At 62.5% G+C, this 16,014-nt stretch carries 15 protein-coding genes, 1 other RNA gene and 3 pseudogenes; 5 read left to right on the top strand and 14 right to left on the bottom strand.

What is annotated here, in order from left to right; all coding sequences use genetic code 11:
• Window positions 1–25: 25 nt before the first annotated feature.
• From N0Q91_RS06905 to N0Q91_RS06855, 11 genes and pseudogenes are all read right to left on the bottom strand, one after another.
• Window positions 26–1,535, bottom strand: a pseudogene (locus tag N0Q91_RS06905) (Do family serine endopeptidase).
• 209 nt (window positions 1,536–1,744) lie between these two features.
• Window positions 1,745–2,131, bottom strand: coding sequence for an ACT domain-containing protein (locus N0Q91_RS06900; RefSeq protein ID WP_003534920.1), 387 nt, complete (start codon window positions 2,129–2,131; stop codon window positions 1,745–1,747).
• 5 nt (window positions 2,132–2,136) lie between these two features.
• Window positions 2,137–2,322: a DUF2065 domain-containing protein gene (locus N0Q91_RS06895; RefSeq protein ID WP_018095402.1), complete on the bottom strand. Its 186-nt coding sequence runs from the start codon at window positions 2,320–2,322 to the stop codon at window positions 2,137–2,139.
• Between the two features lie 7 nt (window positions 2,323–2,329).
• Window positions 2,330–3,263: pseudogene (hflC, locus tag N0Q91_RS06890) on the bottom strand (protease modulator HflC).
• Window positions 3,260–4,348 carry an FtsH protease activity modulator HflK gene (gene hflK, locus N0Q91_RS06885; protein ID WP_100671658.1) on the bottom strand — a complete coding sequence of 363 codons (1,089 nt, stop codon included), beginning with the start codon at window positions 4,346–4,348 and terminating at the stop codon, window positions 3,260–3,262. Before hflK ends, hflC begins: the two are co-directional and overlap by 4 nt.
• Window positions 4,349–4,542: 194 nt before the next feature.
• Window positions 4,543–5,106: a dihydrofolate reductase gene (locus tag N0Q91_RS06880; protein ID WP_275597681.1), complete on the bottom strand. Its 564-nt coding sequence runs from the start codon at window positions 5,104–5,106 to the stop codon at window positions 4,543–4,545.
• Window positions 5,099–5,704: a glutathione S-transferase gene (locus tag N0Q91_RS06875; protein ID WP_018095406.1), complete on the bottom strand. Its 606-nt coding sequence runs from the start codon at window positions 5,702–5,704 to the stop codon at window positions 5,099–5,101. The genes N0Q91_RS06880 and N0Q91_RS06875 overlap by 8 nt, the downstream gene beginning before the upstream one ends.
• A gap of 62 nt (window positions 5,705–5,766) precedes the next feature.
• Window positions 5,767–6,561 carry a thymidylate synthase gene (locus N0Q91_RS06870; protein WP_275597680.1) on the bottom strand — a complete coding sequence of 265 codons (795 nt, stop codon included), beginning with the start codon at window positions 6,559–6,561 and terminating at the stop codon, window positions 5,767–5,769.
• Between the two features lie 160 nt (window positions 6,562–6,721).
• Window positions 6,722–6,940 (bottom strand): hypothetical protein, encoded by a 219-nt coding sequence (locus tag N0Q91_RS06865; RefSeq protein ID WP_100671661.1) that lies wholly within the window; start codon window positions 6,938–6,940, stop codon window positions 6,722–6,724.
• A gap of 44 nt (window positions 6,941–6,984) precedes the next feature.
• Window positions 6,985–7,227 (bottom strand): hypothetical protein, encoded by a 243-nt coding sequence (locus tag N0Q91_RS06860; RefSeq protein ID WP_010969715.1) that lies wholly within the window; start codon window positions 7,225–7,227, stop codon window positions 6,985–6,987.
• Window positions 7,228–7,237: 10 nt separating this feature from the next.
• Window positions 7,238–7,444, bottom strand: coding sequence for a hypothetical protein (locus N0Q91_RS06855; protein ID WP_018095410.1), 207 nt, complete (start codon window positions 7,442–7,444; stop codon window positions 7,238–7,240).
• Between the two features lie 302 nt (window positions 7,445–7,746).
• Here N0Q91_RS06855 and N0Q91_RS06850 point away from each other — a divergent pair, with 302 nt between their 5' ends.
• Window positions 7,747–8,193 (top strand): DUF2267 domain-containing protein, encoded by a 447-nt coding sequence (locus N0Q91_RS06850; RefSeq protein ID WP_100671662.1) that lies wholly within the window; start codon window positions 7,747–7,749, stop codon window positions 8,191–8,193.
• A gap of 113 nt (window positions 8,194–8,306) precedes the next feature.
• On the opposite strand, the gene N0Q91_RS06845 is transcribed toward N0Q91_RS06850, so the two are convergent.
• Window positions 8,307–8,615 carry a DUF2853 family protein gene (locus N0Q91_RS06845; RefSeq protein ID WP_100671663.1) on the bottom strand — a complete coding sequence of 103 codons (309 nt, stop codon included), beginning with the start codon at window positions 8,613–8,615 and terminating at the stop codon, window positions 8,307–8,309.
• Window positions 8,616–8,764: 149 nt separating this feature from the next.
• Between N0Q91_RS06845 and ssrA the strand changes: the two genes are divergently transcribed.
• The 4 genes from ssrA to N0Q91_RS06825 all read left to right on the top strand — a co-directional run bounded on the left by ssrA (window position 8,765) and on the right by N0Q91_RS06825 (window position 10,405).
• Window positions 8,765–9,124: a transfer-messenger RNA gene (gene ssrA / locus N0Q91_RS06840) on the top strand.
• Between the two features lie 203 nt (window positions 9,125–9,327).
• Complete coding sequence (locus N0Q91_RS06835; RefSeq protein WP_018095413.1) at window positions 9,328–9,843, top strand: SspB family protein; 516 nt, start codon at window positions 9,328–9,330, stop codon at window positions 9,841–9,843.
• Window positions 9,844–9,864: 21 nt separating this feature from the next.
• A complete protein-coding gene (locus tag N0Q91_RS06830) occupies window positions 9,865–10,080 on the top strand; it encodes a DUF4169 family protein (protein WP_127711993.1) in 216 nt (71 codons plus the stop codon).
• Window positions 10,081–10,162: 82 nt separating this feature from the next.
• Entirely contained in the window at window positions 10,163–10,405 is a 243-nt protein-coding gene (locus tag N0Q91_RS06825) for a ribbon-helix-helix domain-containing protein (RefSeq protein WP_127711991.1), read from the top strand.
• 41 nt (window positions 10,406–10,446) lie between these two features.
• On the opposite strand, the pseudogene N0Q91_RS06820 reads toward N0Q91_RS06825, so the two are convergent.
• Together N0Q91_RS06820 and N0Q91_RS06815 are read right to left on the bottom strand one after the other, a co-directional pair.
• Window positions 10,447–14,180 (bottom strand): annotated as a pseudogene (locus N0Q91_RS06820) (AsmA family protein).
• A 100-nt stretch (window positions 14,181–14,280) separates the two neighbouring features.
• Window positions 14,281–15,687, bottom strand: a complete 1,407-nt coding sequence (locus N0Q91_RS06815) for an FAD-binding oxidoreductase (RefSeq protein ID WP_275597679.1) — start codon at window positions 15,685–15,687, stop codon at window positions 14,281–14,283.
• Between the last annotated feature and the right edge of the window lie 327 nt (window positions 15,688–16,014).

The raw sequence follows: 16,014 nt of genomic DNA, 5'->3' as shown, positions 1-16,014 counted from the left end.
GTCGCCTCGGCCGAGAGCGCGCGCTCTATTCCATCCGCACCGTCACGAAACGCAGTTCGCCGGTCTTGTTCGCGATCATCAGCAAGGCGTTGCGGCGCCCGTCGGCCTTCAGTTCGGTGACGCGTGAGGTGACATCCTCCGGCGTTTCCATCGCTTCCTGACCGAGTTCGACGATCACCTCGCCCGGCTCCACCCGGCGCTCGGCAGCGGGCGAATTGGGTTGCACCTCGGTGATCACGACGCCTTTGACGCTTTCGACGATGCCGAAACTCTGGCGGCGGTCGGCGTCGAGCTCGGCAAGCTTCATTCCGAGCACGGTGTCGCTTGCAGGCAGTTGCGCGGCCGGCGGCTCGCCGGGCTTCGCCTCACCGCCGTTCGGCAGCACTTCGCCCGGTTTCGCATTGGCGAGCTGCTCGCCATCCTCCAGCCGGCCGAGCGTAACCCGAGCGGTCTGCTCCTTGCCGTCGCGGATAATGACCACATCGACCGCCTTGCCGACCGGGCTCTCGCCGACCGTGCGCATGAGATCGCGAATTTCCGCGATGTCCGTTCCGTCGAAGCGGATGATGATGTCGCCCGGCTTGATCTCGCCCTTGGTGATCGGACCGCCCTCGATGATGCCCGAAACGAGCGCGCCGCGTGGGAGCTCCATCTTCAGGCTCTCGGCGATATCGTCGGTGACGGGCTGGATCCGTACACCGAGCCAGCCACGGCGCGTCTCGCCGAATTCCCTGAGCTGATTGACGACGTTCACCGCAAGCTCCGCCGGCACGGCAAAGCCGATACCGACCGACATGCCGGTCTGCGAAAGGATCGCCGTATTGATGCCGACGACCTCACCCTGCATGTTGAAAAGCGGACCGCCCGAATTGCCGCGGTTGATCGCCGCATCGGTCTGGATGAAACTGTCGTAGGGGCCGGCATTGATATTGCGGCCGCGTGCGGAGACGACGCCCACGGAGACGGATACGCCCAGGCCGAACGGATTGCCGACGACCATCACCCAATCGCCGATCCTGATCTTTCGCGAGTCGCCGAAGGAGACGGCCTTGAGCGGTTTCTTCGGTTCGACCTTCAGGAGGGCGAGGTCGGTTTTCGTATCCATGCCGACAAGCTTCGCCTTCAGCTTCGATCCATCGGAGAAATTGATCTCGATATCGTCGGCATCCTGGATGACGTGGTTGTTGGTGACTATGTAGCCGGCCGGATCGATGATGAATCCGGAACCGAGCGAGTTGACCGTGCGCGGCCGGCCGCCCTCGCCGCCCTGTCCTTTGAAAAACTCGTCGAAGAACTCCTGATGCGGCGATCCTTCCGGCACCTGCGGCATCGGCGCATTGTCGTCGCTCTTGACGTTCTGCGAAATCGAGATGTTGACGACGGCGTCGAGCAGTCCCTCGGCGAGATCGGCAACGGACGGCGGGCTGGCCGGCAGGCCGGGACGTGGCCGTCTGGGCCAGCGTCGCATTGGTGAATATGAGTGCCGTCGCGGCCGCCAGCACCAGGCCGCGGAAGAATTCGGGTCGTTTCGACAAGTCGCTAGGCTCCTATCATTTCCCTTACATAACGCCGGCCCCCGGTCGTCCGGCAAGGATGATGCATGAACATCGCTCGGCTGCAACGAACTACAGCGCAGCGCGACCCGATCGAGACGCGCATCACGCGAACCTTCTCTTGAAGATACGGCGGAATTCCGAAGCGTCCAAACACGATTTCCTGATCCGGGCAGCGAACCGGCGGCGCCTCAGATGGTTATTTCGTGCCCGTGCTCTTTCAGAGCCTCCACGGCCTGCTCGAGGTTGGACCCCGCGACGAAGACGTAATCGGTGCTGAAGGTGGAATTGGCGAAGACGCCGACACCTGCCTCCGAGAGCGGTCGCAGCACCGACGATAGAACGCCTGGCACGTCGAAACTGAAGTGCTGCTCGATGCGGAAGCAGCGCCAGCCGAGCGAACTCTGCACGCTCGATGGGACACGGGCGGCACGACAGACGAGCGTCATTTCCTCGCGGGAACTGGAAACCGTCCAGAACCCCGGGCCCGGCAGCCACTCCGGAATCGCGGATCCGACGTTCAAACGGGTAATGGCATATTCGGCATCGACCAGCCGGATGAGCAATTTATGTGGCATTCGCATTATCCTCGAAGCAACCATACGAGCCCGACGCCGACGGCCACCGAAGTCAATCCGGCCAATCGGAGCTGATGTTCAGGGACATACGGCAATCGCCTCGCCAGTTCCACCAAAACCAAAGGGGCCAGTGCGTACACCAGCCCCTCGATGATCAGGAAAAAAGCCAGACCGGTCAGAAAGTCGGACATCGTCCGCTCAATCTGCGGTGGTCGGCGCCGCCAGGCCCGGGCTCGGTGGCGGTTGGTCCGCACCGTCCGCACTGTTGAAATAACGGAAGAATTCCGAATGCGGCGACAGCACGATGGTTGTATCCGGGCTGCCGATCGACTGCGCATAGGCAGCCATCGACCGGTAGAACTCGAAGAAGCCCGGATCGCGCTGGAATGCGTCGGCAAATATCTGCGTCCGCTCCGCTTCGCCCTCACCGCGCAGGATTTCCGAATCACGCTGCGCTTCGGCGACGATCTCGACCACTTGACGATCGGCAATCGCGCGGCGTCGCTGGCCTTCCTCGTTGCCCCGGGCACGGATCAGTTCGGCTTCGGCCAGACGTTCCGCCTTCATCCGATCGTAGGTCTGCTGCGAGACTTCCTGGGTCAGGTCCGTGCGGCGGATGCGCACGTCCTCGATATTGAGACCAAGCGACTCGGCATCCGCGCTGAGGTCCGTACGGACCTCACGCATCATCGATGCGCGCTCGTCGGAAAGCGCCGCCTCGAATCCCCTCAGACCGTAGACCCGGCGCAGCGACGCATCGAGGCGCGTCCTAAGCCGGGAACTCCGCAGATTCCCGGTCTCCGGAAACCGTCTGCCGGAAGCGGCGGGGGTCGGCGATCTTGTAGACGACGAATGCATCCACCTCGTAGAATTTGCCGCCGGAGACCTGCACGCGGATATTGTCGAGGTCGAAACGGAGTGCCTGGTCTTCGACATACTGGACGCGATCGGCGTCCATGAAGCCGAATGGAAGCTTGAAATAAAGACCCGGTTCGCTCTTCACCTCCCGGATCTGACCGAAGCGAACGACGATCGCCTGCTGGCGCTCGTTCACGACGAAGACCGAGGAATAGACGACGAACAGGACGGCGGCGAGGACGATCAGGATTATTGAACTGCGATTGTTGATCATTGGTTTCCTCCCGACTGAACGGGCCTGCCGATTTCGTTGAGCGGCAGGTAGGGCAGCACGCCCTGGCCGTTCTTTTCGTCCAGGATGACCTTCTTGGACTTGCCGAGAACGCCTTGCAGCGTTTCGATGTAAAGCCGCTTGCGCGTGACCTCGGGGGCCTTGGAATATTCGTCGTAGACCGAGATGAAGCGCTGAGCCTCACCCTGAGCTTCCTTGACGACGCGGTCCTTGTAGGCGGCTGCCTCTTCGCGGATCTGGGCGCCCTGGCCGCGAGCCCTGCCGAGCACCTGGTTGGCGTACTGGTTCGCCTCCTCCACGAAGCGGTCCTCGTCCTGTTCGGCGCGCTGCACTTCGTCGAAGGCATCGGCCACCTCACGCGGCGGTGCGGCATCCTCGATCGCTACGGTATTCACCGATATGCCGGCGCCGTAAGCATCCATCGTCGCCTGGATCGTGTTCTTCACGTCCGCGGCGATCGCCTGGCGGTTGTCGCGGAAGATATCCTGGGCCGGACGGCGGCCGACGACCTCGCGCATTGCGCTTTCGGCCACCTGCTGCAGCGTGTCGGCCGGGTTCTCGACATTGAAGAGATAGGCCTTCGGATCGGTAACCGAGAACAGCACCGAGAACTGCACGTTGACGATGTTCTGATCGCCGCTGAGCATCAGGCCGGCATTCGACTGGCCCGTGCGGCCGCCGATATTCTGCTGCTGCTCCGTCACCTTGACGATCTCGACGGTTTCGAGCGGCCAGAAGTGATAGTGCAGGCCCGGCATGGAGATTTCTTCCTTCGGCTTGCCGAAGCGCATCTCGACGCCGCGTTCATCCGGCTGAACGGTATAGATGGAATTCAGCAGAACGAAGCCGAGGACCAACAGGCCCACGATGACGAAGATCCCGCCGTTGAAGCCTCCCGGCACCACGTTTTTCAACTGATCCTGGCCACGCCGGATGATCTCTTCCAGATCCGGCGGACCGCCTCTTCCGCCGCGTGGCCGGTTGGGCCCCTGGCCCCATGGCCCCTGATTGCCGCCGCCGCCGCCCCACGGGCCGCCGCCGCCGCCATTCTGATTGCTCCAGGGCATCAAATCCTCACTTCCAAGAAACTCTGTCGCTGAACGCCCCGCAGGCATTGCGGCCGGTCACGATGTGAACCCGTTATAGGTATCATGTGCATTGCTTTCAACGCGATACGGCCGAGTTCACCGTAAATGCGTTAAAATTGTTCACCGCTCCCGCCGCAGCGATAGGCAAGTGCGTGGATAAGCACCGAGACCGCTCAGGCTCCGGCACCTTCTGGCGGCGACGTGCGGCGGCGCCAGGTCACGAAGTGCATCGCGTGGCTGTCTTTTTCGCCGCGCGGAAGGTCTTCCTCCAGCACCTTTTCGAAAATCGACGGGTCGATAGAAGGGAAGCGTGTATCGCCATCCACCTCCGCTTGCACTTCGGTCACGTGCAGCACATCGGCCATGCCGATCGACTGACGGTAGATCTCGCCGCCACCAATAATGCAAACCTCGTCGGCCCCGACCGCGGCCGCCCGCTCCCGCGCGATCGTGAGCGCCACTTCCAGCGACGGCGCCACCTCCGCGCCGGGAGCCTCGAAATCGGGGTTGCGGCTGATGACGATGTTCGGCCTGCCGGGCAAGGGTCGCCCGAGCGAGGCCCAGGTCTTACGTCCCATGACGACCGGCTTGCCGATCGTCAGCGCCTTGAAGCGCTTGAGATCGGTCGAGAGCCGCCAGGGCAGATCGCCCTCGCGGCCGATGACTCCATTCGCTGCGACAGCGACGACGAAAACGATCTTCGGTCGGGTGGTCACCTTCTGCTCCGCCTCAGTCATGAAAGCCACTCGGCTTGCTGTCGATTTCACGCGCGCGAACCAGCGCCGCCCGGTCCGTGACGACGCGAATATAGCGATCTATCACATCGCTTTCCGGCAGGATCTTGCGCATCCACTGCAATGCGCTTGCGAGCAACAGATCGGCCGCGCTCATCGATTCGCCAAGGAGATAGGTGTGCCGCGTAAGCGCGTCGATCACATGCGCACACATTTCGGTGTAAAGCCTCGCGAGCCCCGGATTGTTCACCGTCACTCCGGATATATGAGCGAGAGCGGTCGGCTCGATGACACCGGCATAGTAGGCGAGCCACGACAGATAGGCGCCGCGCTCGCGATGGCCGGGCGGCCGGCTCAGGCTGCAATCGGGATAGAGATCCGTCAGATATTGCACGACCGCGACCGACTCCCAGATCAATGTCCCGTCGTGGAGGAGTGCCGGCACCTGCTTGTGCGGATGCGGATTGTTTTCGTCCGGGCCGCCGGATCCGTCCCAACGGCGGATATCGACATAACGGATGTCGTAGTCGGCACCGAGTTCTTCGAGCAGCCAGATGATGCGCGATGAGCGCGACAAAGGCGCGTGGATCAGCGTCAGCATGGAAACCTCCCATTGGGGCACCACCGGGAAACGCGGGAGCCGGCTTTGCCCGGAGTGCTTAGCTAGACCGCGACCGGCGCCTTGATATGTGAATCGGCTTCGTAGCCGACGAGCTCAAAGTCTTCGAATCTAAACGAAAATATATCCTTCACCGCCGGATTTATTTCCATTTTCGGCAGCGGCTTCGGCGTTCTCGTCAGTTGCAGCTGCGCCTGTTCGAAGTGGTTGCGGTAGATATGTGCGTCACCCAGCGTATGAACGAAATCGCCGGCTTCGAGCCCTGTCACCTGCGCCACCATCATCGTCAGCAGAGCGTAGGAAGCGATATTGAAGGGTACGCCGAGAAAGATATCGCCCGAGCGCTGGTAGAGCTGGCAGGAGAGCTTCCCGTCCGCCACGTAGAACTGGAACAGGCAGTGGCATGGCGGGAGCGCCATTTCGTCCACAAGCGCCGGGTTCCAGGCCGAAACGATGTGGCGGCGGGAATTCGGATTGGTCTTCAGGCCCTCGACGAGCGCCGCGATCTGATCGATATGTCCGCCGCCGGGCGTCGGCCAGGAGCGCCATTGATAGCCGTAGACCGGTCCGAGCTCGCCGTTTTCGTCCGCCCATTCGTCCCAGATGCTCACCCCGTTTTCCTTGAGATAGGCGACGTTCGTGTCGCCCCTGAGGAACCAGAGAAGCTCGTGAATGATCGAGCGCAGATGCAGCTTCTTGGTGGTCAGCACCGGAAAACCCTGCGACAGGTCGAAGCGCATCTGATAGCCGAAAACGGAGCGCGTGCCCGTACCCGTACGGTCGCCCCGGTCGGTTCCCGTTGTGATCACATGTTCGAGGAGATCGAGATATTGTCGCATGCTTTTCCGCCGACGATTCGTTCGTAGCGTCGAAAATAGAACGAACCGCCGCGCGAACCAATGGTGGAAAGGTGTTTTCCCGCACTTCGCATCATGCACGACCGTCCCTCGGTCGGGCCAACCAGCCCCGTCAAGATCTCCGGCATACGCGCCCGCCGGTTCATTTCGACGGGCGTCGGTTTGCGGCGTGGTCCTGATACTGCTCGTTCCTTACCGCCCTCTCGTCGAGGCCGCGCGAGTCGGAATGCTGCGCCTTGTCCCTGTTCGACAGAACGTCGTTTTCGCCGAGGACGCCTTCCTTCAGTTCGGTTTTCGCACCGCTACCGTCGCCCTTGCCCTTGTCGGGCTTTCCCATGTTCTTCTTGCTGGCGTGAGCCATCGCAGTCTCCTTTCACCTATTCTCGGAAATGCCGGCCAGCTAGGTCAGTCGCCGGCGCCCTTGTGATGCCTGCTCTCCTGATTTTTCCCACGCAGAATGCTGCGATCGTCCGCCTCGCGGGCATCGCCATGCTCGGTGCTCAAATCCTGTCCCTTGCGTTGTGCCTTTCTCAAAGCGTCGGAACGGTGCAGATCCGCTTCGGCATTAAAGTCCTTGTCTGCGTTGGAGGTGTTCTCGCGGCCCTGCAGCACGCGCTTCTGCTGCTCTTGCGTCTTTCTGCCGACCATTGCCTTGCTCCTATTTGTTGCTGCGACCGCGCTGGTCCGGATTTGCGCCGCCTTGCGCGGTCGTGTCGTTCGCGACATCTCCTTCAATAGTGTTGCCGCGTTTCAGGGCTTCGTAGTCTGACGGTCCACCAATGCCCTTCGTGCGTCCGATCCCGGGATCCTGCTTCAGGTCCTTGTCGCTCGGGCGGCGTGTCTTCGGATGTTTGGACGATGTCATCGGCCTTCCTCCTGCTCTGCGACTTGTTCCGGGGCGCCCCTGGTTCACTTCCTCGGTTAACCGCACTGAACCGTGAATGTTCCGCAATCGCGGCCCCGTTCGGCAGCACGAGGCGGAGCAGTATTTACCGGCAGCGGCGAAACAATCGCGGCGTATGGCTGTTAGGCCAATCTACAGCGCCGCGTTCTTCGCGGGACGCGAAATTCTGCATGTTCACGCCTGAACGGGCTCTGACCGCCTGAACCGGTTCCCGCCAAAGAGACATGCAGTTGCGCTTCAGCCATCAAGCAAGGGAGGTGACGATGAGCGCCACAGGTCTCGACGTCTTCGAGAAGACACTGCAAACGACCCATATCTGGCTCGGCGAGATCATGGAACAACACGGTCCCGACCGGAAAGTCGCCTGGCACATCCTGTCAGTTGTGCTGCGGGTCCTGCGGGACCGGCTTCCTCCGGAAATCGCGGCCCATCTCGGCGCGGAACTTCCGCTGATCGTACGAGGCGCCTACTACGATCAATACCGGCCGAACCACCCACCGGACAAGGGCACTCGTTCGCTCGACGAATTTCTCGCCCGGATCGCGGAGGGTATGAAGGATACGCGACCGGTCAATCCGGCCGACGCGGCGCGTAGCGTATTTCGGGTCCTGGCGCGGCATGTCGACCTTGGCCAGACTGCAAAGGTACGCGACGCCTTGCCCAAAGAAATTCAGTCGTTGTGGCCCGACAGCATCGGCGCCCGCGAATAGCGCAAACGGGGGCGAATAAAAGAGATCGGCGCCGGGTCACGGCGCCGCCGGGGCAGCTCTGGCGCCCGGCCGGCTCGTCGCCGACCGGAAAGCGCTTTGCCGGCCAACCTGGATCAGAGCGTCTGGAGCTTGCCCAGATTCTTGGCGACCAGATAGTAGAAGGTCACACGCGACTTGCTGCGATCATCCGCCATCGCTTTGGCCGCCGCAGCAACAGCGGCATCTGCATCTGACCCGCCGACGCCGAGTTTCTTCTCACACCACTTTTCCTTGACGCGTTCCAGTTCTTTTGGATCCGACGCCGAAACGAGGGCGGAATCCTTATTGCGAAGGGCGATACCGAGATGGCGCACGATCTTGTTGACAACTGCTTCGTCGGCGCTGCTGTCATACTTCTGCACGTCTGCAAGATAATCAGTCATGAAGCCTCCACTTTGCACTTGCTCTCAAAAGCTGCCGCCCTTCTCGCGAACCGCGTGCAGCAGGCGGAGTTTTTCACGCCGCTCGTGTAAGTCAAGCATTTCGTGCGGAGTTGGCGAGACCGACATAAATCCGTCATTTCCCTCGAGAAGCCCTTTTCTTGGCAGTCGGAAAGACCTATATGACGAGTGCCGTCTTCGGGCGGCTATGGCAATAAACGGGCGATGCAATAAACCCATTGGACCCGGGGGCGGTACCCGGCGCCTCCACCAAAAACCGGCCTGGTGCAGACCGGCTTTTGATGGGGGCGAAATAGGATCGACAAGGGCGTAAAGATCGACTTTTTGCTCGGCATTGTACCACCGTTATCGGGCTAAACTTATAGTTGCAAACGACAACTATGCTGAAGCACGTCTCGCTGCCTAACGGCGGTGCGACACTTCAAATCAAGTCCTTCCGGGTAGCACCGTAAGGCGGGGTCCGAAGGCACCTGGCAACAGAAGCCTTCACCTTCTCCCCTGTCGTGAAATGGTCTATAGATGCCTCAATAATTGACTCGTCATAAACAGACGGGCAATGAAGGAGCAGGCCACGGCGCAGACATAGTCAAGGCGCAGGTTTGGCTGTAGCACCTTAAATCGCTGCATGATTTCCTGAATGGAGTTCCGGTTGCAGGAATCATGCATCAAGTGACTTGAAGAGAACGGGGACCAAATGGGCCAGGACCATATTCGCTACGACATTCTGGCGCAGGACGCGCTTCGCGGCGTCATTCGCAAGGTGTTGGCCGAAGTTTCCGCTACGGGCCACCTGCCCGGCGATCACCACTTCTTCATTACGTTCCTGACCGGTGCGCCCGGTGTCCGGATCTCGCAACATCTCAAGGCCAAGTATCCGGAACAGATGACGATCGTCGTCCAGCACCAGTTCTGGGATCTGAAGGTTACCGAGACCGGCTTCGAAATCGGCCTTTCGTTCTCGGACACACCGGAAAAGCTTGTGATCCCGTACAATGCAATTCGCGGCTTCTACGATCCCTCGGTCAACTTCGAACTGGAGTTCGATGTGGCGGCCGGCGAGGAAGAAGAAGCCGATTCGGCGGAAATAACCGCTTATCCGCTCGATGAAGCTGCCGAGGCCGCAACTGACGAAAGCACGGAAAAGCCCGACGGCCCGAAGGGCGGCGGCGCTTCCGTCGTCTCGCTCGATTCCTTCCGCAAGAAAAACTGACGACGCGAGGAGGCGCGGACCATGGCCGGCGACGTGATCAATCTGCGTCAGTTCCGCAAACGCCAGGCTCGGACTGAAAAGGAAAAGCAGGCCGAGCAGAATCGCCTTACCTTCGGCCGCAGCAAGACCGAGAAGGCCCTGACCAAGGCCTTGAACGAAAAGGCCGCGAAGACGCTTGATCACGGCAGGCTCGAGCAAGCGGGCGGCGAGGCTTCAATCGACCGGAAGAAGCCGTGACGACCGCAGCCGCAAAAGCGATTCCCACTCAAGGACTTGCGGCAGCTTTCCGAATCCGATCGGCAGCTGCTTGAATCCGTTTATGAGCATGGGGAAGGTCGTCAAGCATTCGGCCACCTTGCACGGACACCGCACCAGCTTCACTCTCGAAGAACCCTTTTGGCTGGAATTGAAATCCATCGCCAAGGACCGCGACATGCCGCTCGCGCGGCTCATTGCCGAGATCGACGACGGCCGCGGCCAGGATGGAAATCTGTCGTCGGCCTTGCGGGTCTATGTGCTCGCCTGGGTCAAGGCACGCGAAGGGACGGTGCGCGAGGCATAGAGCCACCTCCGGGAACAATGCCGTTGCTCGCCGGTCGCCTGCTACTGCACGGTAATGTCGGGAAGCAAATCGAAATTCAGGCCCTGACCAGCCGGTGGTCCGGCATTTTGCCCGCCCGGGTTGCCGGAAGGCGATGGCAACTGGCCGCCGCGCCGGGCATCCTGCGACGGAGCGACAGGCGTCTGCTGACGACCGATGCTGCGCGGCGGCAGCTGCCGCATTCTCAGCCGCTCCTCATCCTCCGCACGGCGTTCAGCGGCCGCCCGTGCTTCCGCCTCCGCCCGCATCCGCGCCGCTTCCGCCGCCGCTGCCTGACGGCGGCGCTCCTCGGCGATCGTCCGCAAGCGCTGCTGCTCACGCTCCGCCGCGCGCGCCCGGTAAAGCGCGACCTCGCGGCGCAAGCGTTGCTTTTCGAGCACATTCGCCTGTAGTGTCTCGACACGCCTGCGCTCGCGCTCGAAGGCTCTGAGCGACAGGAAGTTAGACAGCTCCGTGACATCGACCGTCACGCCGGGCGATGCAAGCAGCCCGGCATAGGAGAACCGGACGCGAGGCTCGGCTCCCGCAAGCGCCTCCTCGCCGGGACGGAAGGTCAGATCGATCGCCCCGCTCATTCGCCCTGCAGGCAAGTCGAAAGCAGCCTCCCCGCTGAAAGCAGCGTTGCCATCACCAGCGGTGACGTTCTGCGCCCTGACGGTTCCGCCTGCAATGCCGAAGGGCACCTTCACAGCGCCGACGACCGACTGGCCGGTGAAGAGCAGGTTCTCTGCAGCCTTGCGGATCGCATCGGGCGAGATATCGGTCTTCATTGCGTCCGCCGCCGCCATCAGTTGCGGCAGCGCCGCCGTATTGATGCCGTTGAGAGTAAGCCCGTTGAATGTCGCCGTTCCAGATCCGCTGAGCGATTGCACCATTGCCTGCGGCGTTGCGCCGGCAGCCTCCATCGCCACGGCAAGATCGAAGCGGCCGGTCGCCACCGGGCCCGTCGGCCGCACCCAACCCGTTTCGGCAATGTCGGCACCTGTGAGATCGAACTTCGAGCGCAGGTAGCCGGAGCCGTTGGCATTGCCGATTTGCAGCCGCCCCGCGAGCTTGCCCCCAGCCAGTCTCCCGTCGCATCGCTGAGTGCGAGTTCATCGCCCTTCCATTGCAGCTGCCCGGCAAAGCCGGTCACCGGACCGTAGACGCCTGGCCAGAAGCGCTTCGCACTTACGTTGAGCGCCACATCGAGCCCGGTCCATGCCGGTTTTACGACCGGTGCCAGCGCCAGTCCCCCGGTGCTTGCGTCGTGAACCTGCCCCAGAATTCCTTCGCCGAGCCAGGCGAGATCGAGGGCATCGACCGAAAGCTCCCCTTGCGCCTTGCCGAGGACCTTGCGGTCGATCGAAAGCGCGCCGGCAAAGCCGTTCTGGTCGGCTTTGCCCTCGATTGCGGTCACTGCGATTTTTTCGGCATCGGTCGCAAACTCGGCCGAGACCGTTACCGGCAAACCGCTGCCCATCTGCGGCAGCCCGATGCCCTGCAACATGAGATAGGGCTCCAGGTCCTCGGACTTCAGAGTGAGCTTCCCCTGCCCTTCGAGGTAGTGCGCGCGCGCAAGATCGAAGACACCGTTCGCCGCAAGCGACGTCCGCTCCGTGGTGAAGGTCAGCGAACCATTTGCCTTCGAGCCCTCCGTGCTCTGCAGCTTTATGGCAAGAATGCCGTTTGCGTCCGCTTCGAAGGGCAGCGGGTCCAATCCGGCCTGCCCCAGGAGAACGGATGTCTGCGGATTCTCGAGCGTCGCCTCCAGCAGCATGCCCTGGCCGGCGAGCGCCTGGGCGACATCGGGCGCTTGATAGCTGGCGGCTATCTTGCCTCCATTGGCGGTCCCGATCACGCCGAAGGTGAAGGGTGCGTTCCCCTCCTTGTTGCCGGCCGTCAGCGTTACGTCGAAAGCAGCGTCCGAGTAATAGGGTCCGGCCTTGATCAGCCGTGCCAGCGCCGGATGGGCCGCGCTATGCCGTCCGATCATTTCGAGGAAGGGCGTAAGCTCCTCCGCGGCGAGTTTCATCTTCGCCGACACGACCGGTTTTTCGAGCCCGCCGCTGATGCGGCCGGAAAACGCAAGCTGTGCGCCGGAAAGAGCGCCGATCGCCACGCGCTCCGCCTGCAGCTGGCCGTTCTTGAAGGTGAGTACCGCCTGAACGTCCTGCGCTTCCTCACCGAAGGCGGAGAATGTCTCGGCGGAAAGGTCGGCGGCGATGGCGTGCTGCAGCAACGTCCCGGTGGAGGCGTCGCCCGCGACAAGACCGGCGAGGGCCTGAAGCGCCTCCATATCTATGCGGTTGCCTTTCAACTGCAGCGACAGCGCGGGCGGCTGCTCGGCGAAGGACTGGCGCTCGATCCTGCCGCGCAGCGTGGCCGGACCCGCCGCCACTTCAAGGTTTTCAAACTGCTGCAGAGTGTCCGTCAGATTGACCGTCGCCGAAAACCCGGCCGTTTTCAGCGTGCGTATCGCCGGATCGACCGATCCCGCCAGCCAGTTCGCGAATCCCGACGGCTGGTTCGAAGCGATGACGAGGTCCCCGCGAAAGGAGCGCTGCTCCTTGAGGCTCAGCCGGCCCTTGGCTTCCAGTTGCGTGCGGCCGGGCAGGAGTGCGACCGCATTGTCGACGATCCAGCCGGCGCCGTCGGGCCGGACGTCAAGGCGAACGTCGCGCACCGTCGTGTCGCCGATCACGATCGCCGGAAGTTTCAGACTGGCGCGTCCCGGCACCTGCGGGATCGGGATATCGGCGGCGATCGCCAGCATTGCGTCGATCCGCTGGCGTAGCGAGACGGCCGGATCGCGCCCCGTCTTGCCGCTGCTGCCGGAATTGCCGATGCGGCTGACATCGATCTGCTGGCCGTCGGCGATCAGCAGGAACCGCTGGTCCTTGCCGGTGTCGAGCGTCGCCTCGCCGGTGACGATATAGGGATCGTCGGGCGGCCCTATTTCGAAATGGTATTCCGGTACGCGGATGCTTTCATTGGTAAGCTGGAACTCGCCGTTGATACGAAGGGCGCCGTCCGCCTTGACCTCGCTGGCGGGCCGGTTCTCCGTGAGCGTGAAGCGCCCGGCATAAACCGGTCTGAAATCGACGATCTTCAGATCGCCGTCGAGCTCCACGCCGAAGGGCCGTTCGTCCGGCACCAGCCGCGCCCGCAGGCTCAAGGCGCCCGTTTCGTCGACGGTGTTGCTCGTCAATGAGAAGCTTCCCGCCTCACCGTCGAGCGTCGCACGGCCCTCGACCCTCCAGGGCCCGGCGAGCGTGCGGGCCGAGAGGTCGGCGGAAAGCTCACTGACCCGGCGCGTGCGCCCCGTCTGCTCATCCACGAACTCGATCTCGCCGTCGGCGATCTCCACCCTCTCCAGGATGACCGTGTTGGCGGGAATCGCGGCGCGCGACCCGCGTGCCCAATCCAGCGTGCCATCGGGCTGGAGCCGGAGCCGCGCCTTCGGCCGGTCGAGCCGCATGTCGAAGATCAGTGCCTCGCCGCTCAGGAAGGGCGCAAGCTCCGCGCTCATCGAAAACTGCGCGACCTGAATCAGCGGTGCGCCGCCGTCGCTCGCTCCGACGCGCACGTCGTTGAGCGTGACCGTAGGAAAGGGAATGAGACGCGCATCGACGCTGCCATGGACCACCACGGGCTTGCCCATGATGCGGCTTGCCTCCCGCTCGAAATCGGCACGGAAGCTGGTCCAGTCGATAAACAGGGGTGCGATCAGCGCGGCAAAGAGCGCGACGACCAACAGTCCTCCGAGGGTAACCAGAATTCGCGCCAGCACCGTGTCACATTCCCGTCAGTTCGTCCGTCCCTTGCATTGCGGCTTTGAGCCGGTTTTGCAAGTCTCAGGCAAAGATCTTGCCCGGATTGAAGATGTTGTCGGGATCGAGAGAGCGTTTGATCTGCCGCATCAGATCCAGCGCATCGCCGAGTTCGGCCGCAAGAAACGGCATCTTGCCCTGCCCGATCCCATGTTCGCCGGTACAGGTGCCGTCCATGGAGAGCGCCCGCCCATTCAGCCGCTCGACGAAAGCCTCCGCCTGCGCCACGTCAGCCGCATCCGTGTCGTCGAAGAGCAGCCCCACATGAAAATTTCCATCGCCGGCGTGCCCGACGATCGGCGCGACCAAACCATGCGCAGCAATGTCTTCATGCGTCGCCGCGACGCAGTCGGCAAGACGCGAGATCGGCACGCAGACATCGGTGGAGAGAATGGCGCGCCCGGGCATGAGGCTCTTCTGCGCCCAGTAGGCGTTGTGCCGTGCCTTCCAGAGCCGTGCCCGCTCTTCCGGATTGGTCGTCCAGATGAAACCCGTAGAACCGAATTCCGACGCTATTTCGCCGAATTGACGGGACTGCAGCTCGACGCTCTCCCCGTTGCCGTGGAATTCGACGAAAAGGGTGGGCGTTTCCTGGTAGGTCAGGCCCGAATAGGCATTGCACGCCCTCATCTGCAACGCGTCCAGGAGTTCTATGCGCGCCACCGGGATGCCGGACTGGATCGTCAGGATCACGGCATTGCAGGCGTCGGCAATCGTCGGAAAAGGGCAGACGCCGCCGGAAATCACCTCCGGTATGCCCTGCAGGCGAAGCGTGATCGAGGTGAGGATGCCGAGGGTGCCTTCCGCGCCGACGAAGAGGCGCGTCAGGTCATAGCCGGCCGACGACTTGCGCGCCCGATGGGCCGTCGTGATTTCGCGCCCGCCGGCGACGACGGCCGTGACGGCGAGCACGTTTTCCTTCATGGTGCCGTAGCGCACCGCATTGGTGCCCGATGCACGCGTCGACGCCATGCCGCCGATCGAAGCGTTGGCGCCCGGATCGATCGGGAAGAAGAGACCGGTGTCGCGCAGGAAGCTGTTGAGTTCCTCCCGCGTCACGCCCGGCTCCACCGTGCAGTCCAGGTCGTCGGCATTGACCGCAAGCACGCGGTTCATCCGCATCATGTCGACCGAAATGCCGCCATGGGGCGCGTTGACGTGACCTTCGAGCGAAGAGCCCGTTCCGAAGGGGATGAGCGGCACGCGGTGCTCACATGCGATCTCCACGACCTCGCGCACCTCGGCTGCACTTTCGGGGAAAACCACGGCATCGGGCAGCTGCGCGGGAATGTAGGTCGTCGTGTGGGCGTGCTGGGCCCGGATCGCTTCACCGGTCTGGAATCGATCGCCGAAGCGTGTGGCGAGGTGTGTTTTGGCCGCCGCGATACCGTTCTCGTTTCTCGCCCCTGCCCGGATTGCGTTCACCGCCACGAAAATTCTCCTTCTCATCTCCCGATGCGCCTTCGCGGCCCCGGAAGAGCGCTCTTTCGTCTTGAGCGCCCGCACAATCTATCCCCAATTCGCACTCGAATTAAGGGCACCCGGTCCGGCGCGACAAGGAAAATACGCGAGGGCTCACTCTCCCGTCTCCACTCTCGCAAATCCGTCGCGAGCGCTTTGGACGGCTTCGAAGATCGACACCGTCCTTGTCCGCACGCGCCCCAGCCGGCCGGCCGGCCGGAAGCGCTTACATTTCAATGGGCTACTGTGCAAATTGGAATCACTTTGTCCAGAAGTTCACCGGTTTGGAGCGGCACC

Origin of the sequence: Sinorhizobium prairiense (genome assembly GCF_029201645.2) — a bacterium.
GTDB classification, from domain to species: Bacteria; Pseudomonadota; Alphaproteobacteria; order Rhizobiales; family Rhizobiaceae; genus Sinorhizobium; species Sinorhizobium meliloti_A.
Note: the sequence above shows the minus strand (reverse complement) of the source record. Positions and strands in the feature narration are given on the sequence as shown.